Origin of the sequence: Vibrio sp. AIC-3, from assembly GCF_013114515.1 — a bacterium.
In the GTDB taxonomy this organism is placed as follows: domain Bacteria; phylum Pseudomonadota; class Gammaproteobacteria; order Enterobacterales; family Vibrionaceae; genus Vibrio; species Vibrio crassostreae_C.
The window spans coordinates 26,956-48,849 of record NZ_VTXG01000029.1 but is presented as its reverse complement, the minus strand read 5'-3'; the positions used below and the strand labels follow the sequence as shown (position 1 = coordinate 48,849).

The following is a 21,894-nucleotide window of genomic DNA, read 5'->3' as shown; positions in this document are numbered from 1 at the left end:
ATGGGTCTTTCTCATGGTGTTAAGTGCGCTCTCTTTTGTGAGCGGAATGAGAAACAGCGATGCACTGTCGGGGTTTGCTTTTGTTTGAGTCAGCGAGCCAATCAAAGCAGGGAGATAGGGAACTCCCTGCTTTATATCGCGTTACCTAGTAACGATTACTTAGCGATGATTTTTAGAGGTACTGGTACGTACTCGTCTACTGTTTCGCCTTTCAGTACTTTGTCTGCCATTTCGATACCTAGAGAACCGATTAGGTCAGGTTGTTGTGCAACTGTAGCGCCTAGTAGGCCGCGGCTAACAGCAGCGATGCCGTCGTCTGTGCCATCAAAGCCAACGATCATCACTTCTTTACCTGACGCTTGAACTGCGCGAAGTGCACCTAGTGCCATTTCATCGTTTTGAGCAAATACTGCTTGTACATCTGGGTTAGCAGCAAGCAAGTTTTCCATTACGTTCAGACCTTTAGTACGGTCGAAATCAGCAGGTTGGCTTGCAAGAAGCTCAAGGTCGCTGCCGTTTACTGCATTCATGAAGCCTTCACCACGTTCACGAGCTGCAGAAGTACCAGCAATACCTTCAAGTTGGATTACTTTCGCTTTTTCGCCCACTTTTTCCATGATGAAGTGACCTGCCATTTCACCACCGATTACGTTATCAGAAGCGATGTGGCTTACTACGTCACCACGGCTTGCACCACGGTCTAGTGTTAGTACTGGGATGTTTGAACGGTTAGCCATGCGAATTGCGTTAGACACGGCGTCTGAATCTGTTGGGTTGATCAGGATTGCCTTAACACCACGAATGGTTAGATCTTCAATGTTCGACAGCTCTTTGCTTGGGTCGTTTTGAGAATCCAGAACGATAAGCTTGTAGCCTAGCTCTTCAGCTTTCGCTTCTGCGCCATCTTTCATGGTTACAAAGAATGGGTTGTTCAATGTAGACAGAACGATTGCCATTGTATCTTGCGCCTGTGCAGACACAGATACTGTTGTAGAAAGAAGAGCAGCAGAAATAAGAGTCGCTAATTTTTTCATGGTGTAAGTCCTTTGTGTAGGGGGAGCTAAGAGGTGAGTCCTAGCTCGTTGTTACATTATTTATAGATTCTAATATTTTAAGGTAAAACAGGGTGTTACTTGTATTAACCTAGAGTGTGAATAGGTTTTATTTGTTTTTGTTGTCGACCAATACTGCCAGAAGAATAACCACTGCTTTTGCAATCATCTGGTAGTAAGAGGATACGTCTAATAGGTTTAGGGCGTTGTTTAGGAAGCCGATAATCAGAGCACCAATCAATGTGCCCATGATGCGACCACGACCGCCGGCTAAGCTTGTTCCGCCAAGAACTACGGCTGCAATGGCGTCTAATTCATAACCCATACCTGCGGTTGGTTGAGCTGATGATAAACGCGATGCCACGATGATGCCTGCCACCGCTGCTAACAGACCACAGATTGCGTAAACGCCGATTTTTACTTTGTCTACGTCGATGCCTGATAGGCGAGTTGCAGATTCGTTGCCACCCAATGCGTAAACGTAGCGACCAAAGCGAGTGTGGTTAAGTAGGTACCATACCGCTGCGAATACCACGACCATGATCCATACTGGAACTGGGATGCCCATTGCGTAGCCTGTACCGAACCAAGCGAATGCGTCTGCTGTGTCTGTGAAGCCTGTTGAAATAGGACGACCGTCGGTGTAAACCATGGTCACGCCGCGCAATAGAGTCATAGTCACAAGTGTTGCGATGAAGGCTTGAACCTTACCCTTGGCGATAATCACGCCACTGATTGCACCTAATGCTGCACCTGCTACAAGAGCGGTTGGCACTGCGATCATCACTGGGATTTCCATGCCAATCATGCTGGCTGCGAATGCACCACAAAGTGCCAGTACAGAGCCCACACTCAAGTCGATACCCGCGGTTAAGATAACCAGCGTCATACCTACAGCGATAATTGCGTTAACCGAGGTTTGGCGCAGAATGTTTAGGATGTTGTCGACAGTAAAGAAGTTTGGGTTTAAGAAAGAAACGACAACAATCAGGAAGATCAAAGCAATCAATGACTTTTGATCAATCAGCCACTCTTTGCTGATTAACGGTTTTTTCTTTGGAGCTTCAGTTGTTTTGCTCATGGTTTTAGTACTCATGCTGCGTCCTCGTTGATCTTTTTACCGACCGCACACGCCAGTAATAATTCTTGGTTTGCTTCTTTAGCATCAAATTCACCGCTTACACGGCCTTCATGCATCACCATGATGCGGTCACTCATTCCTAACACTTCTGGCATTTCAGATGAGACTAAAATGATGCTCATGCCGTCGGCTTTAAATTTATTAATGAGTTGGTAAATCTCTTTCTTAGCACCGACATCGACACCGCGCGTTGGCTCGTCGAGAATCAGTACTTTTGGTTTGGTCATCAAGCCCTTAGCGATAGCCACTTTCTGTTGGTTACCACCAGAAAGGTTGCCAATAATCTGTTCGCGAGTCGGGGTTTTGATGTTGAATAGCTTGATGAAGTCATCTACTGCAATCACTTCGTCTTTATGTTGGATTTGACCGCTCTTTGTCAGTAGGTCAAGCGAACATAACGACATGTTTTCTTTAACAGAAAGCCCTAGAACTAAGCCATCGCCCTTACGGTCTTCAGAGATGTAAGCAATGCCATTGGCCAAGCCGTCTTTCGGGCTTACAGGGTTGATGGTTTTGTTTTCTAGGTTGATGACGCCGCGTTCACTTGGAAGGGCACCGTAAATCACTTTCATCAGTTCGGTACGACCTGCGCCCATTAGGCCAGATACACCCAGGATTTCACCGCGTTTTAGCGTAAAGCTAACATCGTGAACACCAGAACCCGTCAGGCCAATCACTTCAAGACAAGTTTCACCATGGCTCTGGCCGATACGTGGATATTGTTCGTCTAACTTACGACCAACCATCATTTCGATTAGGCCATCTTCGTCGGTGTCTTTTACTTCACACTGACCAATGAACTTACCGTCACGCAGCACGGTGATGTCATCACAAATCTCGAAGATCTCTTTCAAACGGTGAGAGATGTAAACAATGCCACAGCCTTCATCGCGCAATTCGTTAATCACCTTAAACAGAGATTCAGTTTCGGTATCGGTTAGCGCATCGGTTGGTTCATCCATGATGATGACTTTAGATTCAAACGATAGGGCTTTCGCAATCTCTACCATTTGCTGCTCACCAAGGCTCAACTGACCTAGAGGCGTTTTCGAGCTGTGTTTCACGTTAAGGCGTTTAAGCAGCTTGTCTGCTTCTTGGTACATCTCGTTCCACAAGATACGACCCATGGTGCCAGTGATTTCACGACCTAAGAAGATGTTCTCGGCGATGGTCAACTCAGGAATTAGATTCAGTTCTTGGTGAATTATGCTAATGCCTGCTTGTTGAGAATCACGTGGCCCTTTAAATGCAGCAGGTTTTCCTTGGTAGGCGATAGTGCCGCCGTCCAAGTGATAAATACCTGTCAGCACTTTCATGAGCGTTGATTTACCTGCACCGTTTTCACCCATTAACGCCATTACGCGTCCTGGATAAACGTTGAGGCTTGCCTTATCCAGTGCTTTAACACCAGGGAAGGCTTTCTCAATTGAGTTAAGTTCTAAAATGGCTTGAGTCATGTCGGTTCCTTTACTCGGGGCCAGTTGTATTTGATTGTTCTGTCTATGTATTGTTTTGGTTCAGTGATGTCACTGAGCTGTCGTTGCGTTTTGCTTGAGCTAAAAGGTTACGCCAGCTTGGAAAATAACATTTGCGTATGGTGTGCACTCACCGGTGCGAATTACCGCGCGGCTTTCATGCGTACGCTGTTTGAATTCTTCATGAGTGATGTAAGTAATAGAAAGCGATTTGCCACAACGCGCTTCTTCTGTCTTGATTAAATCAATCAGCGCAGCGTGGTGCTCTGGGCTTACTTTCGCAAACTCTTCTGCAATCACAACACCTTCGATTTGAGATTCATCCAGCATGGTTTTTACCGTTTGCTGAAAGCTTGGGACACCGTGAGTTAAAGCAAGATCAATACGAGTTACGTGGTCTGGAATTGGTAAGCCCGCGTCACAAATCGTGATTTCATCTGTGTGGCCAAGAGTCGCCACTAGGTAAGAGAGTTCAGAGTTTATTAGAGTACTTTTTTTCATATCACGACCTATCGAAAAATAACGCTTGATGGGTTGAGAACAACTCAAGAAAAGCCATCGAAACGTTTCGATAGTGATAATAGTGTCTGATTTATCATTTGCACGTTTGATTGTTTTAGAGTGTGATAATGATCATCGAAACGTTTCGATGGGGCGTTTTTTGGTGATCTTAGTCACCGCCATTGATTGCATAAATCCTTTTACGTGGGTTCAATCGATAGCGCATATCCGAACTTACTAATGGTAATGATCTGGACGTTGGATGCTCTTAATCGCGCGAACACATTGCGTAGGTTATAGACTACGTTTGCAAGAACATGTGGTGACGAGAGTTGTCCGTCCCAACACACATCAACAATATGCTCTCTTGAAATCGGTCTTCCCACATTTTCCAATAACAAGCAGAGCACTGCTAATAGGCGAGGGCGCAAAGTGATTTTGTTTCCTTGCTGGTTGGTAATCGTTCGAGCGTCGATATCAATGATTAAGCCGTTGAAGTCTATTGTGTGGTTCATCGTGTTTTCTGTTCGTCTTATTCTAAATTGTGGAGATTGAGCAAATTGGCCTGCTGTTGGAGCGGGTAATTATTTAAGTGTGCTAATGGTCGAAGTGGGCGGGTTAACTGACACGATCAAAGAACCTATTACTTTTAAAGCCGAAGACAATACTTACCGATTAATTGCTGGTTACAAATTTAACCGCATTGTTTCGGTTGAAGCTCAATACACAGATTTTGGTGATATAGCCCTGAAAACGAAATCTGGTAATAAGGTTTTCACTTGGACACCTCAAATCTTTTCGGTAACGGCGAACCTCGGTTACACGTTTGATAATGGCATTCGTCCATTTGGCACTATCGGTCTGTCGACTATTGATCTAGACATGAAGCTTGCTGATGGCTCTCGCCCTTCAGGAGATGGTTTTGATGATTCGGGAGATGGCATCCGTATGGGTGTTGGTGTTGGATATACGCCACCTACAATGTCTTCGTTGAGCTTTCGCTTAGCGTACGAAGCCGATGCTTTTGATATCGAAGATTACGAAAACGGACACAAGACAGAAGATACTGTTGTTCTGGATTCTTTCTACTTAGGCGCAATGTACACATTCTAAGTTTCATACTTTGCTAAACGGTAAATCGGTTTCTAAATGGGGCGTCGGTTAGCTCAACCCGTTTAGCTAAAGTGGAAGGCCGCAGTTTTTGACTGCGGCTTTTTTATGTTTAACTCTAGGCTTCACGAATATGAGCGGTAACAGACACGATGGCATGGTCCGTACTGAATTGGTCGTGTTCAAAGCTTGGATTGGTGAGGTGATGGTCTAACACTGTGTAGCTAGAGATCTCCATCAAACTAGACGAGTTCTGACAATCAAACTCGTTCGACATCAAAATGTAGTCCAGTACAGACCCAGATGCGCCGTAGTAATGGGTTGGCTTACGCTGTTCAAGCAAATCTTCTTCATGTAGCTGATGGTAAAGATCCCAGCTGTCTTTTAATCGAAAGTGGGATAGCCAATGCTTGCTGTTTTCGTCTCGGTTGATTGAGTAACTCAACAGCCCTTTAAACTCATCATTAAATAGAGGCTTATTAAAATCACCCATCAACACAACAGGTTGATCGGTTTGGTAGCGTTGGTTGGTGATGTATTGATGCAGCATCTGAGCTTCTAGGCCGCGTTGGGCACTGGATAGCCAAGAGCCAAGCCGTTCTTGGTGAAAACTAGTGAGCGTGTCACTTTGTGGTTTTGCACCTTGCTGAGCGTTGTTCGTATCGACAGATTCTGCTTTTGGTTCTGTCGGACGTTGTGATTTGAAGTGCACCACATAACAGTCGGTTGAACCTAAATGGGGTAACGTAATCGTCGCGTGAACAGGTGTTCTGTTGAATGAGAATTTGTCGCCAAGGTTGAATGCTTTCAGTAACTTCGAATCTGGCGTAACAGGCTGCACGTTTTCAATCGGGTAACGGGAAGCGATCCCAACGACTGGTGAGGTGTATAGGTAATCATCTTCAACGTTGGCGCTATCGACCACTGCAAAGTATGGATAACCTAGCTCGTTCATCAATAGCTCTAAAGATTGCGGGCTAAATATCTCTTGGAAGCCAATCACATCGCAATCTAATGAGCGAATCGCTTCAGCCATCCAATGTTGCTTCTTCTGCCATTCTTCGAAGCTGTAGATGTTCTCAAAATCATAATAAGCATTCGGTGGCTCGAGATAGTTCAGAAGGTTGAACGTTGCGAATGTTATTTGGTTTGGTTTGTTCAAAGTGTCATTCCATTTAGACCTAGGCTGCAAGGATACTCCAGTAAAAGTATAGTTTGTTGATTATTTAGAGCCTAAATTTCACTTTAGAAGCCAACCAAAGGAATCTTAGCCGTTGAGGCTTGTGTCATTCAGGCTAGAGCAATCTTAGTGCTTCTGCCTTCCCCCGTGCTTTCCAACGCCACCAAGCTAATCAACTCAATCAAAGGAACCAAAGCAATCAAAGCTCACTGCATCCAATAACTTCGAGTGGTGACGAGTAATTTGTAAATAAACCGTCAGAGATAGAGTGCTGATGGTTTTATTAGTTATTACATGATGTTAGATTTGAACCTATACTTGATTTAACGGCATGCATTCAAAGCCGATAAATCAACTTGAATATAGAAGTCATGACATTTGAAGGGAGAGTCAAATGGGAACAGTTTTTCGACGCAAAGCTTCGCAACGCACTCAGTTTTTCAGGTTTAATTTGAAGTCATGTGCAATCATGTTGCCGCTTATTGCTTTACAACCCTCCGTTACTTACGCTTCTGAAACCCAATCAACTCCTGCTGTCACCGTTATTGAAACCACACAACTGGTTGGTTTTGGTGAAGCAAAATATCCAGCCGATTTCACTCACTTCGATTACGTTAATCCTGATGCGCCAAAGCAGGGCAAAGTGACCTATGGCAGCATAGGTACGTACGATAGCTTTAATCGATTCGGTTCCCGCGGCGTTGCTGCAAGTTATACCGGAGAGATTTACGATACCTTGATGTTTTCTCCGAGTGACGAGATTGATGCGTACTATCCATTGATCGCTTCAAAGGTTCGCTACTCCAGTGATTTCACTTGGATGGAAATCGACATCAACCCAAATGCTAAATTCCAAGATGGCGAGCCTATCACTGCGCATGATGTTGCCTTTACTTTTGACAAGTTCTCAACCGAGGGCGTGCCTCAGTATCGTGTGTATTACAAAGATATTAAGTCAGTAAAAGCGGTCTCTGATTTGGTTGTTCGTATTGAAATGAACATTCCAAACCGCGAAAAACTGTTCAGCTTTGCGCAAAGCACTCGTGTATTACCGAAACATTTCTGGAAAGACAGAAAGCTGTCTGAACCTCTAAGCGAGCCACCAGTCGGTAGTGGTCCTTATAAGATCATCAGTTATAAATCAGGCCAAAGTGTTACCTATGGTCTAGATGAAAACTACTGGGCAGCTGACCTACCGGTTAACGTTGGTCGTAATAACTTCAAGCAAGTGCAATACGATTACTACCGTGACGACACGGTAATGTTGGAAGCCTTTAAAGCTGGGGAGTTCGATCTTCGAACCGAGAACTCGGCTAAGTTCTGGGCCAACTCTTATACGGGCGCGAACTTCGATAAAGGCTACATCATTAAAGAAGAGATTAACCACGAGAAGCCTGAAACGACTCAAGGTTTCGTCTTTAATATCCAATCTCCTGTGTTCTCTGATCCTAAAGTGCGTGAAGCGTTAACCTACGCGATGGACTTTGAGTGGATGAACAAGAACATGTTCTATGGTCAGTACAAGCGTACTCGTAGCTACTTCCAAAATACCGACTACGAAGCGAAAGGCTTACCAAGCGAAGCGGAAGTCGAGTTGTTGTCTCAATACAAAGATCAGATTCCACCGCGAGTTTTCACCGAAGAATTCCAACCACCCGTCACCGATGGTAGCGGTCGTATTCGTAGCCAAATGCGTACCGCTTTCAAATTGTTGAAAGAAGCGGGTTGGGTGCTGAAAGACAAAGTCATGACCAACGAAAAGACTGGCAAGCCGATGTCATTTGAGTTGTTGATTTACAGCCCAACCACGGAACGTATCGCAACGCCGGTTCAAAAGAACCTTAAGCGCATGGGTATTGAGATGAAGATCCGTACCATCGATACCACTCAATACATCAAGCGCTTGCGTGATCGTGATTTCGACATGGTTTCGTCGTCATTTTCCGCAAACCCTTATCCTAGCCCGAACTTAATGATCGTTTGGAACTCTAACTACATTGATTCTACTTACAATACTGCAGGTGTTATCGATCCAGTGGTTGACGCGTTAACAGAAGAAATTGCGCGTAACCAACAGCACCCTGAAAAGCTTCTTACACTAGGTCGTTCACTAGACCGAGTATTGCAGTGGAATTTCTACAACATCCCGCAATGGCACGTTGGCGAGTATCGCGTAGCAATGTGGGACAAGTTTGAGCGTCCAGATGTATTGCCTAAATACGATTTAGGTATCGATACATGGTGGATTTCAGAAGAGAAGGCGGCTTTGCTTCCTGAAAAACGTCGCTAGGAGTTAGTTAGCATGGCCGCGTATATATTTCGACGTTTATTGTTGGTGATCCCCACGCTGTGGGCGATCATCACCATCAACTTTTTCATCATCCAGATAGCGCCTGGAGGCCCGGTAGAGCAAGCTGTTGCTCAATTAGAAGGGCATAACTCTGGCATTATGGAGCGCTTTTCTGGTGGTGGACAAGAAGTTGATTTGAGCGAAAGTGACCAAGCATCTGCGAGTGGCTATAAAGGCTCACGCGGGCTTGATCCTGAAGTGGTTGAAGAGATCAAAAAGCAGTTTGGTTTTGATAAACCGATTCACGTTCGCTACTTCGATATGTTGAAAAACTACGCGACCTTTAACTTTGGTGAAAGCCTGTTTAAGGGTGGTAACGTGATTGATTTAATCATCGAGCGTTTACCTGTCTCCATTTCCTTAGGGTTGTGGAGTACGTTAATCATCTATGTGATTTCGATACCCTTAGGCATTATGAAGGCGATACATCACGGCTCTCGCTTTGATATTTGGTCGAGCGCGGTGGTGATTGTCGGCTACGCGGTGCCGGGCTTCTTGTTTGCGATTATTCTGATTATCTTGTTTGCAAGCGGTAACTACTTCAGTTGGTTCCCATTGCGAGGGCTTGTGTCGAGTAACTTCGACCAGCTCAACTGGTATCAGCAAATTGGCGACTACTTCTGGCACTTGGCGTTGCCCATTTTCGCCATGGTTATCGGTGGATTCGCCACGCTCAGCATGCTGACCAAAAACTCCTTCCTTGATGAAATCAATAAGCAATATGTAGTGACTGCGAGAGCGAAAGGCTTGGACGAGAGCAGTATTCTTTATAAGCACGTTTTCCGTAACGCCATGCTGATCATTATTGCGGGTTTCCCAAGCGCATTTATTAGTATTTTCTTCACGGGTTCTATGTTGATTGAAGTGATGTTTTCACTCGAAGGCATTGGCTTGCTTGGCTTTGAATCAACCATTCAACGTGACTATCCCGTGGTGTTCAGCTCTCTCTATATCATGACCTTGCTTGGCTTGGTGCTGAGCATTATCTCCGACCTGACTTATACCTGGGTTGATCCTCGAATTGATTTTGAAGCGCGTTAATGGCGAACGAATAACAAGGTATTGATAATAAATGTTTAACAACCCTTTAGCTGAAGCTCGTTGGTTACGTTTTAAAGCAAATAAGCGTGGTTTTATCTCCCTTTGGATATTTACCATCTTGTTTGGCTTGAGCCTGTTCGCTGAGATCATCGCGAACGATAAGCCATTATTGGTTTCTTATGACAATCAATGGTTTGTGCCTGTCATTAATGAATACGCAGAGATAGAATTCGGTGGGGAGTTTGAAACCGAAGCCGACTATAAAGACCCGTATGTAATCGACCTCATCGAAGAGAATGGCTATATCGTTTGGCCTATCATTCCTTTCAGCTACGACACTATCAACTTTGATATTGCAGGCGCGGTACCATCGGAGCCTGACTCGGTTAACTGGTTAGGGACAGATGACAAAGGGCGAGATGTGTTGGCTAGAATTATTTACGGCTTTCGTATCTCGGTACTCTTTGGTTTTGTTCTGACGATTGTTTCAAGTGTCATTGGTGTGGTCGTTGGGGCGACACAAGGTTATTACGGCGGTTGGGTTGACCTGTTTGGGCAACGTTTCATTGAAGTCTGGTCTGGTATGCCGACCCTGTTCTTGCTGATTATTTTGTCGAGTTTTATTGAGCCGAATTTCTGGTGGTTGCTCGGGATTATGGTGCTGTTTAGTTGGATGAGTTTAGTCGGCATCGTGCGAGCGGAATTTTTACGCTGCCGAAACTTCGATTATGTGCGAGCCGCGCAAGCCATGGGTGTTGATGACAAACGTATTATGCTTCGTCACATGTTACCTAACGCGATGGTTGCATCGTTAACCATGATGCCGTTTATTCTTTCAGGCTCGGTGACCACACTGACTTCGTTAGACTTCTTGGGCTTTGGTCTTCCTGCGGGTTCGCCTTCGTTAGGCGAGTTGTTGGCGCAAGGTAAAGCTAACTTACAAGCGCCTTGGCTTGGCATTTCTGCCTTCGTCGTGCTTTCACTGATGCTTACGTTACTGGTCTTCGTTGGTGAAGCGGTGCGTGATGCTTTCGACCCGCATCAACAGAAGTAAGGATAGGTTATGACTTCAAATACAACGCCTGCTTCTCCGGTTTTGACCATAGATAAACTGTCTGTCGGTTTCGGGCGAAAAAACTCGATAGAGCAAGTGACACAAGATGTCTCTTTAGAAATATACAAAGGTGAGACATTAGCGCTGGTGGGTGAGAGTGGTTCCGGAAAATCGGTCACGGCTAACTCGATTTTAAAGCTGTTACCAAAAGGCTCGTCTCATTACTTAAACGGTAAGATCAATTTCTCTGGTACCGATATCCTGAGCTGTTCAGAAAGACAGTTGCGCGGGATTCGTGGTGGCCGCATCGGCATGATCTTCCAAGAGCCCATGGTTTCGCTTAACCCACTTCACCGAGTCGGTAAGCAGCTGGTTGAAACTCTTTCTATTCACCGAGGAATGCGAACCAATAAAGCTCAAGCCTTGGCGATAGAGTGGCTATCCAAGGTGGGTATTCGTTACCCAGAGCAGAAGATATCAGCGTACCCACACGAGCTATCAGGTGGAGAGCGTCAGCGCGTAATGATTGCGATGGCACTGATCAATGAGCCAGAATTACTGATTGCCGATGAGCCCACTACGGCTTTGGATGTATCGGTACAAGCGCAGATTTTGGATTTGTTGAAAGACCTACAGCAAGAGCTGGGCATGGCGATGCTTTTCATAACCCATGATTTGAGTATCGTTCGTAAGATTGCCGACAGAGTAGCGGTAATGAAAGACGGTCGTTTAGTCGAAAGTAACGACTGCCAAACACTCTTTAATGCGCCAGCTCACCCTTATACGCAAAAGCTTATCAACTCTGACCCAAAAGGGTTACCAGTACCTGTTTCTCCTGACAGTAAGCCTTTGCTTGATGTGGACCAACTTCGTGTTTGGTTCCCCATTACGGGTGGCTTATTTAAGCGCACAATTTCGCATATAAAGGCAGTGACTGATATGGAGTTCACCTTGAAAAAAGGGCACTCCATCGGTTTAGTGGGTGAGAGTGGTTCTGGTAAATCGACAATCGGTATGGCAATCCTCAAATTGGTTGAAAGTGAAGGCTCGATTACCTACGCTGACGAACAAATTCAAGGCTTAAACCGCCAGCAGATGCTACCGTTTCGAAGCCGTATGCAAGTGGTATTTCAAGACCCATTCTCGGCATTGAACCCTCGAATGTCGGTCGCTCAAGTGATTGGTGAGGGTTTATTGGTACATCAGCAATTGGACGATACTGAACTTGATCTACGCATCTGTGACGTAATGAAAGAGGTCGACCTCGACCCTGAAACTCGTCATCGTTACCCAAATGAGTTTTCTGGCGGGCAGAGGCAACGTATCGCGATTGCACGTGCTTTGATTTTAAAGCCAGAGTTTATCCTGCTCGATGAACCAACATCGTCATTGGACAGAACCGTTCAAGCTCAAGTATTGGATTTGCTGAAGTCACTTCAAGAAAAGTATGGCCTGACCTATTTGTTTATCAGTCATGATCTGAATGTCGTGAAATCCTTGTGTCATTACACCATCGTCATGAAAGCTGGCGAGGTAATAGAGAAGGGCGACACTGAGACTTTGTTTGGTAATCCGCAGCATGAATATACTAAGCAGTTGGTGAGTCTTTCGAATGTTGGTGGTGTTTTATAACGCAGAGGGTTTGTTTAAAACAAATGGGCTCTGGTTGAATTCAACATGGTCATTTCGTTGTTTTAAGATTACACTGCGCCCAATATTTCAGAAGTACATATTTAGGTAGAGGTCACCATGGACCAAGAACATTACGAAGACGCTGATTACGAAGGCCAAGAGCTGGGCGAAGAAGGCGAAGAGATTGAAATTGAAGCAATTGGTATTGATGTTTCATCACAGCCAATCGAGCTCTACAAAGTGTTTAAAATTGCTAACCTAGTGAGTGGTGGCGGTGAAGCTAAGCACATCATCTCTGAAGGCTACGTAGCGGTAAATGGTGAGCTAGAAACCCGTAAGCGTCGTAAAATGTACGATGGCGACTTCTTTGAATTCAACCAAGAATACTATGTAGTGGTGTGTGATCAGCCAGTACAAGAAGAATCAGAAAAGCCGAAAAAGAAAGAAACGCCTAAAAAAGAGAACAAGGCGAAGAAAGGTCAGTCTAAAAAGGATTCTAAGAAGAAGGAATCTAAGAAAAGCAAAGCAGAAATGCTAAGCGCAAAGGCTGAACCAAAGAAAGAGAAAAAAGAGAAGAAACCGAAAAAGAAAGCGGATACGCCAAAGCCAACACGTGATGACAAAAGCGGCCGTAATTCGATTGAGTTCTTCTAAGTTATAGCTCTAACCTACTGATCTAAAGCTATTCTTTCAAAACGCAAGCAACCTTAGACTTAGGTTTACGTTAAGAAAATATCAAAAGGCTCACTATTTAGTGAGCCTTTTTTGTATTTGTTTGCTAGCACAGCTAACGGCCAATAACGCTTATTCTCAGTGTCTTGTGTGAGAAGAAGTTAGCTCTGATGCACGTAACTGAGCAACGGCTTTCGCTAGTTCTAGCTGAGCTTGTGCAAAGTTAATGTCTATGTTGCCCTTGTTGATGTTCTCTAGAGCGGCATATTTCGCTTCTTCTGCGCGAGCGCGGTCAATGTCTTTACCATGCAAGGCCGTGTCGGCTAATAACGTAACCACATCCGGCTGAACTTCCAGCATCCCACCAGAGACATACAGCACTTGGCCTTCTGATTTAGGGTCTGTAACAAACACGGTTACGCCCGGTTTGATCTTACTGAGAAGCGGGGAGTGACCGGGGCGGATCCCCAGTTCACCGTCAGCGCCAGAAACGGCTAGGGCATACGCTGGACCTGAAAACAGCGTACCTTCCGCACTTACAATATTAAGTTGAAATGTATTATCTGTAATTCCGATAGCCATGGTGCACCTGCCTCTTAGAGTGATTTTGCTTTGTTAAGCACTTCGTCGATAGAGCCACAGTACAAGAACGCTTGCTCTGGGATATCGTCATATTCTCCGCTCAATAGACCTTTAAAGCCTCTTAGTGTTTCGCTTAGCGGTACAAAGACACCTTTCTGACCGGTAAACACTTCGGCTACGTGGTAAGGCTGCGTTAAGAAACGTTCAATCTTACGAGCGCGAGATACGGTCTGTTTGTCTTCAGTAGACAGCTCATCCATACCAAGAATCGCGATGATGTCTTTTAGCTCTTTGTAGCGTTGCAGCGTTGTTTGTACTTTTTGTGCAATGTCGTAGTGCTCTTGGCCTACGATCAGCGGATCTAACTGACGTGACGTTGAATCTAACGGGTCAATCGCAGGGTATAGACCCAGTGCCGCGATGTTACGAGACAGTACAACGGTCGCATCTAAGTGAGCAAAGGTTGTTGCTGGCGATGGGTCAGTCAAGTCATCCGCAGGTACGTATACCGCTTGAATAGACGTGATAGAGCCTTGTCTAGTCGAAGTAATACGCTCTTGAAGCACACCCATCTCTTCAGCGAGTGTTGGTTGGTAACCTACTGCTGAAGGCATACGGCCCAGCAGTGCTGATACTTCTGTTCCCGCAAGTGTGTAACGGTAGATGTTATCAATGAACAGAAGTACGTCACGACCTTCATCACGGAAGCGCTCAGCCATAGTCAGGCCTGTAAGTGCAACACGTAGACGGTTTCCCGGTGGCTCGTTCATTTGGCCGTAAACCATGGCTACTTTGTCTAGTACACCCGCTTCTTTCATCTCGTAGTAGAAGTCGTTACCTTCACGAGTACGCTCACCAACACCGGTAAATACAGAGAGACCTGAGTGGGCTTTTGCGATGTTGTTGATAAGCTCCATCATGTTGACGGTTTTACCTACGCCAGCACCACCGAACAGACCGATTTTACCGCCCTTTGCGAACGGACAAATAAGATCGATAACCTTAACGCCTGTTTCTAGAAGCTCAGTGCTGTTTGCTTGTTCTTCATAAGAAGGGGCTTCACGGTGAATCTCGTAGTTTTCTTTCTGACCGATTTCACCACACTCATCGATAGGTTGACCAAGCACGTTCATGATACGGCCTAGCGTTTCTTCGCCGACAGGAACCGTGATTGGAGAGCCTGTGTTTTCAACCGTTAGGCCACGACGTAAGCCATCTGACGTACCCATTGCAATACAACGAACGATATTGCTACCCAGTTGTTGTTGTACTTCCAATACTAACGAGCTTGCTTCGTCGCTAGTCACTTTCAATGCATCATAAACGCGTGGGCTGTTGCCGCCGCTGAACTCGACGTCTACCACCGCGCCGATAACTTTAACTATTTTTCCAACACTCATCTCTAAATCCTCAAATTCTATTCTTAACCCACTCTTTTCTGCCCTTAGACAGCTTGAGCACCTGAGACTATTTCACTCAGTTCTTGGGTAATGGCAGCCTGTCGCGCTTTGTTGTATACCAACTGCAAATCATCGATGAGTTGGCCTGCGTTATCGGTCGCCGCTTTCATGGCCACCATTCGGGCTGCTTGTTCACAGGCAATGCTCTCTACGATGCCTTGATACACTTGCGATTCAATGTATCGATGTAACAGCTCAGAGAGGATGTCTCTTGGTGCTTGTTCGTAGATGTAGTCCCAACGACGTGCTTTTTTCGCGCCTCCATCGGCCTCAGAATCTGAAGGGTGGGGCAGCAACTGCAAGGTCGTTGGTTCTTGAACCATGGTGTTGATGAACTGGTTATACACGAGATACAAACTGTCGATTTTTTCGTCGTCGTAATGCCCTAGCATCGCGTTAACCGTACCTAAAATGTCTTCCAATTTAGGCGCGTCACCAAGGCCTGACGTTTGCGCGATAACATTGCCGCTGCGTTGGAAAAATGAGATAGCTTTTGAACCAATTAAGGTCGTTTCTACTTCAACGCCTTTGGTACGCCACATCTCCATTTCTTCTAACACTTTCTTGAACAAATTCGAGTTCAAGCCACCACATAAACCTCGATCGGACGAAATAATGATGTAAGCAACGCGTTTAGGTTCACGCTGTTGAAGGTAGGGGTGCTGGTATTCCAGCGACCCTGATGCGACATGAGAGATAACTTTACGCATGTTCTCGGCATATGGACGTGTTAGCGTCATATTGTCTTGAACTTTACGCATCTTACTTGCCGCAACCATCTCCATTGCACTGGTGATTTTCTGAGTGTTACTAACACTGCCTATCTTGGTGCGAATTTCTTTAGTATTTGCCATTATCTGCTCCTAATTTGTTTTGATTTCCAGCCAACAAACCGGAGCGTTTACCAAGCTTTCAACGCTACAAAGTCACCGAGAAGCTTTGCAAGAGCGCCATCAATTTCATCGTTGTAGTCACCATTAGCGTTGATGGTGTCGAACAACTCTGGGTTTTGACCTTTCGCGTAAGCAATCAATTCTTCTTCAAAACGCGCAATCTTGTTCAACTCTACGTCAGCCAAATAGCCTTTTTCTGCTGCGTAGATAACCGTTGCTTGCTCAGCGACAGACATCGGAGAGTATTGCTTTTGCTTCATTAATTCGGTAACACGCTCACCATGGTCTAGCTGTTTGCGCGTCATCTCATCTAAGTCAGAAGAGAACTGAGCAAAGGCCGCCAGCTCGCGATATTGAGCTAATGAAGTACGGATACCACCAGACAGTTTCTTGATGATCTTGCATTGCGCCGCACCACCCACACGAGATACCGAGATACCTGGGTCTACTGCAGGACGTAAGCCTGAGTTAAACAGTTGGGTTTGAAGGAAAACCTGACCATCAGTGATTGAGATTACGTTGGTTGGTACAAACGCTGATACATCACCCGCCTGAGTTTCAATAATAGGAAGCGCCGTTAATGAGCCTGTTTGGCCTTTCACTTCACCGTTAGTGAACTTCTCTACATACTCTGCATTCACTCGTGCTGCACGTTCTAGTAGGCGTGAGTGAAGGTAGAATACGTCGCCAGGGAAGGCTTCACGACCCGGTGGGCGTTTCAATAGCAATGAGATTTGACGGTAAGCAACGGCTTGTTTTGATAGGTCATCATAGATGATCAGCGCATCTTCACCGCGGTCACGGAAGTATTCACCCATGGTGCAACCCGCATAAGGGGCTAGGTATTGAAGCGCTGCAGACTCTGATGCTGATGCCACGACTACGATGGTGTTTTTTAGCGCATCGTGGTCTTCGAGTTTACGAACCACATTAGCGATAGTGGAGGCTTTTTGGCCAATCGCTACATACACACATTTGATGCCAGAATCTTTCTGATTGATGATCGCATCGATAGCTAACGCTGTTTTACCCGTCTGACGGTCACCAATGATAAGCTCACGTTGACCACGACCGATTGGCACCATGGTATCAACCGCTTTATAACCAGTTTGAATAGGTTGATCAACAGACTTACGTTCGATTACACCCGGTGCAATCACTTCTACAGGGTCGAGTCGGTCACAACTCACTGGGCCTTTGCCATCGATTGGCTCGCCTAATGTGTTGACTACACGACCAAGAAGTCCGTTACCTACAGGTACTTCTAAGATACGACCTGTACCTTTCACTTTCATACCTTCAGAGAGGTCAGTGTAGGGGCCCATAACCACCGCACCTACTGAGTGGGTATCGAGGTTAAGTGCGAGTGCGTATTTGCCACCTGGTAGCTCAATCATCTCGCCTTGCATAACATCAGCAAGGCCATTGATTGTGATGATGCCATCACGAACCGATACGATAGTGCCTTCATTGCGAGCCTCGGTGCTCACATTAAATTTCGAGATGCGTTCTTTGATTAGATCGCTGATTTCATTTGAATTTAATTGCATAATTGTTACCTATCTCGCGTGAAGTTGATGAGCCAATCGGTCAATTGATGTGTTTAAAGAACCATCGATAACGGTTTCACCCGCTTTGATGACCATTCCACCCACTAACGTGTCATCAATAACCTGCTTCATTTCAACCTGACGCTCTAATTTCTTCTCAAGTGCAGCTGTTAGTGACGTAACTTGATCTTGTGTCAGCATTTCTGAACTGGTGACAGTGACAGGCACTACACGTTCATGTTCGTCCTTTAGCTCGCAGTACAATTCAAACAGGTCTCTTACAACAGAAAGGCGGCCGTTCTCGGCCAAGACTCGAATGAGATTAATGACGTGGTCATCAACGAGTCCTTGGCAAATATGAATGATGAGGTTTGCCAGCTCTTCTGTTTGGTGTGTAGAAGCACCTTCTGCTGAAGAAATCTGACTAGCGATCGTTTCTTCTTCCGCGACAGCCACAAGAATGGACAGCATTGAGTGCCACTCTTGTAACTGGTTTTCACCTAAAGCAAATTCAAACGATGCTTTGGCGTAGGGATGAGCAATATTGGTGTAATCTGACATATTGCCTCTCCTTAGAGTTCGCTAATCATTTGGTCAACTAGCGCTCGGTTCGTTGCGGAATCTAGGTTTTTGCTAATCAGTTTCTGTGCACTTTGAATTACTGCGTCTGCCATATCTGCCTGAAGTTCACGGCGTATCTTTTGGCGTTCGCCTTCTAGCTCAGCTCTACCTTGTTCTAAGATGCGTGCCTTTTCTTGCTCGGCTTCTTGTTGCGCTAAGCTGATGATTTCATTGCGGCGTTTTCGGCCCTGTTCAACCAGTTCAGTCACATCTTTTCTTGCATCTTCGATGAGTTGCGCGCCATTTGATTTTGCTAGTTCTAGCTCTTTCGCAGCGTTCTCTGAGTGGCGTAAACCATCAGCGATTTCTTTTTGGCGCTCGTCTAACATCGCGGTGAGAGGGGGCCATACATATTTCATGCAGAGCCAAACAAAAATCACGAATGAGATTGCTTGTCCAAACATGCTTGCATTTAAGTTCATACCTTCCTCACTAAATCTTGATTATTTACAAATCGATCTTTCAAAGCGGTTTGATTAAGCCACGGCGAAGATGATGTATAGACCGATACCAACACCGATCATCGGTACTGCATCCACAAGACCCATCATGATGAAGAATTGAGTACGAAGCATTGGAGTAAGGTCTGGTTGACGCGCAACACCTTCAAGGTATTTACCTGCTAAGTTACCAATACCAGATGCTGCACCTGCTGCACCTAAACCGATCAGTAATGCACCTGCTACATATAAAACTGCGCTTACGATATCCATTTGTATCTCCGATAAATAATTTGTTAGTTAAATTTTTTAGTTATTAATTAGTGGTGTTCTTCTGTTGCCATACCTAAATAAACAACGGTCAGTACCATAAATATAAATGCTTGCAAGAATACGATTAATATGTGGAATAGTGCCCAAGGAACACTCAGTGCCCATTGCATCCACCATGGCATTAATGCGATCAGAATAAATATCATCTCACCTGCATACATGTTTCCAAATAATCGTAAGCCTAGTGATATAGGTTTTGAAATTAATGTTATTAATTCAAGAACTAAGTTAACAGGGTATAAAAGAGGGTTATCAAATGGCTGCGTAGTAAGCTCTTTGATAAAGCCTTTCAATCCTTTATTTTTAAATGTATAAGTCAACAGTAAGATAAATACACCGAGTGCCATCGACATTGGAATATTTACGTCCGCCGTTGGTAGATCTCTAAAGTGTTCTAGACCCATTGCGCGACTTAATGCTGGTATGAAATCTATTGGTAATAAATCGACCGCGTTCATTAACAACACCCAAACAAAAGTGGTTAATGCCAGTGGCCCTATTAATTTATCCTCCGCTTGAAAAATCTCTTTTACTAGGTTGTTTACAAAATCAAATATCAGTTCGATAAAACATTGAAATCGACCTGGAACACCGCTGGTGCCCTTAGTCACTACGTATCGAAAAGCTCCAATAAACAGTAAACCCGTAATCCAAGATACCAACATCGAGTCGATGTTGAACGCCCAGAAACCATCACCTGTAGTTAAGAAGGTTAAGTGATGCTCTATGTATTCGTGAGCGGTAGTTACTTGATCCATACTACACGTACTCCGATCTTGTAGAGGCAGTAATAAATGGTGTTAAGAAGTACCCAACCATAGTGAGAATATATGCGTACAATATTACTGGGTTATCCAATTTGAAAAACTGGAACGCCAAGATAAACATTAAGAACGTATAAGTTATTTTCACGACACGACTCATTTGCATTAAGTCACGTAAACTATAATTAGGGTTCTTGCGCACCTTTAGGCTTGCATATATAAAACCAAACAGCGGAGGTAGCATCGCAATAACGATACCCAAAGCCGACGATTCCATATCTACTTTATTACCAAAAAACACTTCATATAAAACTACACCGACGGCTAATACTACTTGGCAGAGAACAACTCTTTTAGCAGCGACAAGAATGTCACCACTTATTCCGTTAAGCCTCATAATAAAACCTTATATTTAACAGTGTAAGCTCATATAAAACACAGTTTGAATATGTCTTGCTACTCGCATTTACTTGTTAATAAAACTTTGCTTGTTAACAAAGAGATAATCTTGCTGGTTTTATATCTCCTGACGAAATAGAACGATATAAACTAATTCGCTCTCGTTTCGACAAAATATAAACTACGCCTAAAATTATGTGATCAAAACGACAAATATCGACATCAATAATTCCATTTTTGAAATGGGTGTTTTCCATTTATGAAAGTAATAATTCTGCCACTATAATCATGAATATTTCAGATGATTTACTGATAACTTTAAGTATTGATAACTGCTCGAATAAATCAGGGTCAAGCCAAGTGTGTTTAAGGTAATCAATTTATATTTTTCAGACACTTAAATTAACTTTTCATCAGAGGTAGAGTCGGACTCTAGATGTGTTAATTCATCACTATTTGGTTATTTATAGCGAGCAGCGTGCGCTTATTAACGCGGGAATATATATTTTTTATCTATTACTCATGAAGCGTGGAAAAACTGTGTCACATCAATGGTTATCCGCATTTTTGTTACTCATCGAGGTATTTATGGGCGGTTAGATTGGATGGTAAGGGGAAGAATTGAGAGTGTTAAAACCGTTTTTATGAAGTTCAAACTACACTTAAGAGCTTGTTGATAGTGGTTGATGCGGCCAGATAAAGCGTATTTTGAAGCAACAAATGGCAGTGTAGCACTGCCATTTGCTAAACCTTGTTTATGAAGCTTCATAGCTCAGATATTGAATACACAAGTCATGAAAAGCTTGCGCTTGGGGTGAGATAGTACGGTCAGACAGTCGGAATATGCCAATTTGTCTCTGTAATGGCGGGTCGATCAAAGGAATCCACACTAAACGCGTTTCATTGGTAGGGAAGGCCAGTTTAGGCAGCGTGGTTACCCCAATGCCTAATTCCAACACAGAAAACAGAGAAGTAATGTTCTCTACGGAATACAGGGCTTGTTCGCTGAGCATACGTGCAGGTGTTGGATCGAGTAGGGTGCAAGTCCCGTTACGAATGAAGGGCTGTTTTAACAGAGTTTGCCATTCGATCCCTTCAGGTTGAGCGGCGATAGGGTTGTCCTTTAAGCAGACCACACCGATAGGATCGGAAAGAAGTGGGGTGAAGTCGATACTCTCTTCTTCTAAATGGGAGGTGTTGCCTAGGGCGACATCTACTTCTCCAGAGAGTAATCTTGCTTCTACCCCTGCCGCATTATCATCAATCAAACTCACTTCCACATTCGGGTACTGCTCACAAAATGCCCCTAAAACACTAGGGATGAGTTTTGCGGCCACCGAAGGCACGCTCGCTATTCGAACTCTTCCTTGTTGTCCTGCTGCCGCTGCGCGTAAGTCATTGTCTAATGCTTTGTAAACGTTCAGAAATTGAATGATCTTGGGCAAACATATTTCTCCAAAAGGCGTCAGTGTCGATTTGTTGCCTGTTTCAAACAGAGGTTGGCCGAGTATTTTTTCCAACTCTTTTATCGAAGTCGAAAGTGCCGCTTGCGATCGATTTGCACGGTGAGATGCCGCTCTAAATCCACCTTCTTCGACCACCAAAACGAAATGTTTTAACTGTTGTAGCTTGATACTCATGGCG

The 21,894-nt window shown here is 44.6% G+C and carries 22 protein-coding genes; 6 read left to right on the top strand and 16 right to left on the bottom strand.

The window, feature by feature from the left end:
• Positions 1-155: 155 nt before the first annotated feature.
• The 5 genes from rbsB to F0229_RS17565 all read right to left on the bottom strand — a co-directional run bounded on the left by rbsB (position 156) and on the right by F0229_RS17565 (position 4,684).
• Entirely contained in the window at positions 156-1,034 is an 879-nt protein-coding gene (gene rbsB / locus F0229_RS17585) for a ribose ABC transporter substrate-binding protein RbsB (RefSeq protein WP_171733366.1), read from the bottom strand.
• A gap of 127 nt (positions 1,035-1,161) precedes the next feature.
• Positions 1,162-2,148 carry a ribose ABC transporter permease gene (gene rbsC, locus F0229_RS17580; protein WP_017082395.1) on the bottom strand — a complete coding sequence of 329 codons (987 nt, stop codon included), beginning with the start codon at positions 2,146-2,148 and terminating at the stop codon, positions 1,162-1,164.
• Positions 2,145-3,650, bottom strand: coding sequence for a ribose ABC transporter ATP-binding protein RbsA (gene rbsA / locus F0229_RS17575; RefSeq protein WP_017060854.1), 1,506 nt, complete (start codon positions 3,648-3,650; stop codon positions 2,145-2,147). Before rbsA ends, rbsC begins: the two co-directional genes overlap by 4 nt.
• 99 nt (positions 3,651-3,749) lie before the next feature.
• Complete coding sequence (gene rbsD, locus F0229_RS17570; protein ID WP_017060853.1) at positions 3,750-4,169, bottom strand: D-ribose pyranase; 420 nt, start codon at positions 4,167-4,169, stop codon at positions 3,750-3,752.
• Between the two features lie 200 nt (positions 4,170-4,369).
• The gene (locus tag F0229_RS17565) at positions 4,370-4,684 is read right to left on the bottom strand and encodes a winged helix-turn-helix domain-containing protein (RefSeq protein WP_017060852.1); all 315 of its coding nucleotides are present in this window, start codon (positions 4,682-4,684) and stop codon (positions 4,370-4,372) included.
• Positions 4,685-4,769: 85 nt separating this feature from the next.
• Between F0229_RS17565 and F0229_RS17560 the strand changes: the two genes are divergently transcribed.
• A complete protein-coding gene (locus F0229_RS17560) occupies positions 4,770-5,282 on the top strand; it encodes an outer membrane beta-barrel protein (RefSeq protein ID WP_253821005.1) in 513 nt (170 codons plus the stop codon).
• 115 nt (positions 5,283-5,397) lie between these two features.
• Here the strand turns inward: F0229_RS17560 and F0229_RS17555 are convergent, their stop codons facing one another.
• Entirely contained in the window at positions 5,398-6,441 is a 1,044-nt protein-coding gene (locus tag F0229_RS17555) for an endonuclease/exonuclease/phosphatase family protein (protein WP_171733365.1), read from the bottom strand.
• A gap of 412 nt (positions 6,442-6,853) precedes the next feature.
• On the opposite strand from F0229_RS17555, the gene F0229_RS17550 reads away from it, so the two are divergent.
• The 5 genes from F0229_RS17550 (at position 6,854) to F0229_RS17530 (ending at position 13,190) form a co-directional block, all read left to right on the top strand.
• The gene (locus tag F0229_RS17550) at positions 6,854-8,749 is read left to right on the top strand and encodes an extracellular solute-binding protein (protein WP_102332890.1); all 1,896 of its coding nucleotides are present in this window, start codon (positions 6,854-6,856) and stop codon (positions 8,747-8,749) included.
• A gap of 12 nt (positions 8,750-8,761) precedes the next feature.
• The gene (locus F0229_RS17545; protein ID WP_004730359.1) at positions 8,762-9,850 is read left to right on the top strand and encodes a microcin C ABC transporter permease YejB; all 1,089 of its coding nucleotides are present in this window, start codon (positions 8,762-8,764) and stop codon (positions 9,848-9,850) included.
• A 31-nt stretch (positions 9,851-9,881) separates the two neighbouring features.
• Positions 9,882-10,904, top strand: coding sequence for an ABC transporter permease (locus F0229_RS17540; protein WP_171733364.1), 1,023 nt, complete (start codon positions 9,882-9,884; stop codon positions 10,902-10,904).
• Between the two features lie 9 nt (positions 10,905-10,913).
• Entirely contained in the window at positions 10,914-12,536 is a 1,623-nt protein-coding gene (yejF, locus tag F0229_RS17535; RefSeq protein WP_171733363.1) for a microcin C ABC transporter ATP-binding protein YejF, read from the top strand.
• Between the two features lie 117 nt (positions 12,537-12,653).
• Positions 12,654-13,190: an RNA-binding S4 domain-containing protein gene (locus tag F0229_RS17530; protein ID WP_017064730.1), complete on the top strand. Its 537-nt coding sequence runs from the start codon at positions 12,654-12,656 to the stop codon at positions 13,188-13,190.
• A 156-nt stretch (positions 13,191-13,346) separates the two neighbouring features.
• Here F0229_RS17530 and F0229_RS17525 read toward each other — a convergent pair whose 3' ends face one another.
• The 10 genes from F0229_RS17525 to F0229_RS17480 form a co-directional block, all read right to left on the bottom strand.
• On the bottom strand, positions 13,347-13,790 hold the full coding sequence (locus F0229_RS17525; protein WP_017060844.1) for a F0F1 ATP synthase subunit epsilon: 444 nt from the start codon (positions 13,788-13,790) through the stop codon (positions 13,347-13,349).
• A 14-nt stretch (positions 13,791-13,804) separates the two neighbouring features.
• Positions 13,805-15,190: a F0F1 ATP synthase subunit beta gene (atpD, locus tag F0229_RS17520; RefSeq protein ID WP_017068485.1), complete on the bottom strand. Its 1,386-nt coding sequence runs from the start codon at positions 15,188-15,190 to the stop codon at positions 13,805-13,807.
• 44 nt (positions 15,191-15,234) lie between these two features.
• Positions 15,235-16,104 carry a F0F1 ATP synthase subunit gamma gene (gene atpG / locus F0229_RS17515; RefSeq protein WP_012600781.1) on the bottom strand — a complete coding sequence of 290 codons (870 nt, stop codon included), beginning with the start codon at positions 16,102-16,104 and terminating at the stop codon, positions 15,235-15,237.
• Positions 16,105-16,151: 47 nt separating this feature from the next.
• Positions 16,152-17,693, bottom strand: coding sequence for a F0F1 ATP synthase subunit alpha (gene atpA, locus F0229_RS17510; protein ID WP_171733362.1), 1,542 nt, complete (start codon positions 17,691-17,693; stop codon positions 16,152-16,154).
• 9 nt (positions 17,694-17,702) lie between these two features.
• Positions 17,703-18,254 (bottom strand): F0F1 ATP synthase subunit delta, encoded by a 552-nt coding sequence (locus tag F0229_RS17505; RefSeq protein ID WP_017060840.1) that lies wholly within the window; start codon positions 18,252-18,254, stop codon positions 17,703-17,705.
• 11 nt (positions 18,255-18,265) lie between these two features.
• Complete coding sequence (locus F0229_RS17500; protein ID WP_017060839.1) at positions 18,266-18,736, bottom strand: F0F1 ATP synthase subunit B; 471 nt, start codon at positions 18,734-18,736, stop codon at positions 18,266-18,268.
• Between the two features lie 54 nt (positions 18,737-18,790).
• Positions 18,791-19,027 (bottom strand): F0F1 ATP synthase subunit C, encoded by a 237-nt coding sequence (gene atpE / locus F0229_RS17495; protein ID WP_004730405.1) that lies wholly within the window; start codon positions 19,025-19,027, stop codon positions 18,791-18,793.
• A 47-nt stretch (positions 19,028-19,074) separates the two neighbouring features.
• Entirely contained in the window at positions 19,075-19,845 is a 771-nt protein-coding gene (atpB, locus tag F0229_RS17490; protein ID WP_017060838.1) for a F0F1 ATP synthase subunit A, read from the bottom strand.
• Between the two features lies 1 nt (position 19,846).
• Positions 19,847-20,248 carry a hypothetical protein gene (locus F0229_RS17485; protein WP_061031080.1) on the bottom strand — a complete coding sequence of 134 codons (402 nt, stop codon included), beginning with the start codon at positions 20,246-20,248 and terminating at the stop codon, positions 19,847-19,849.
• Between the two features lie 757 nt (positions 20,249-21,005).
• Complete coding sequence (locus F0229_RS17480; RefSeq protein ID WP_105058091.1) at positions 21,006-21,890, bottom strand: LysR family transcriptional regulator; 885 nt, start codon at positions 21,888-21,890, stop codon at positions 21,006-21,008.
• Positions 21,891-21,894: the final 4 nt, after the last annotated feature.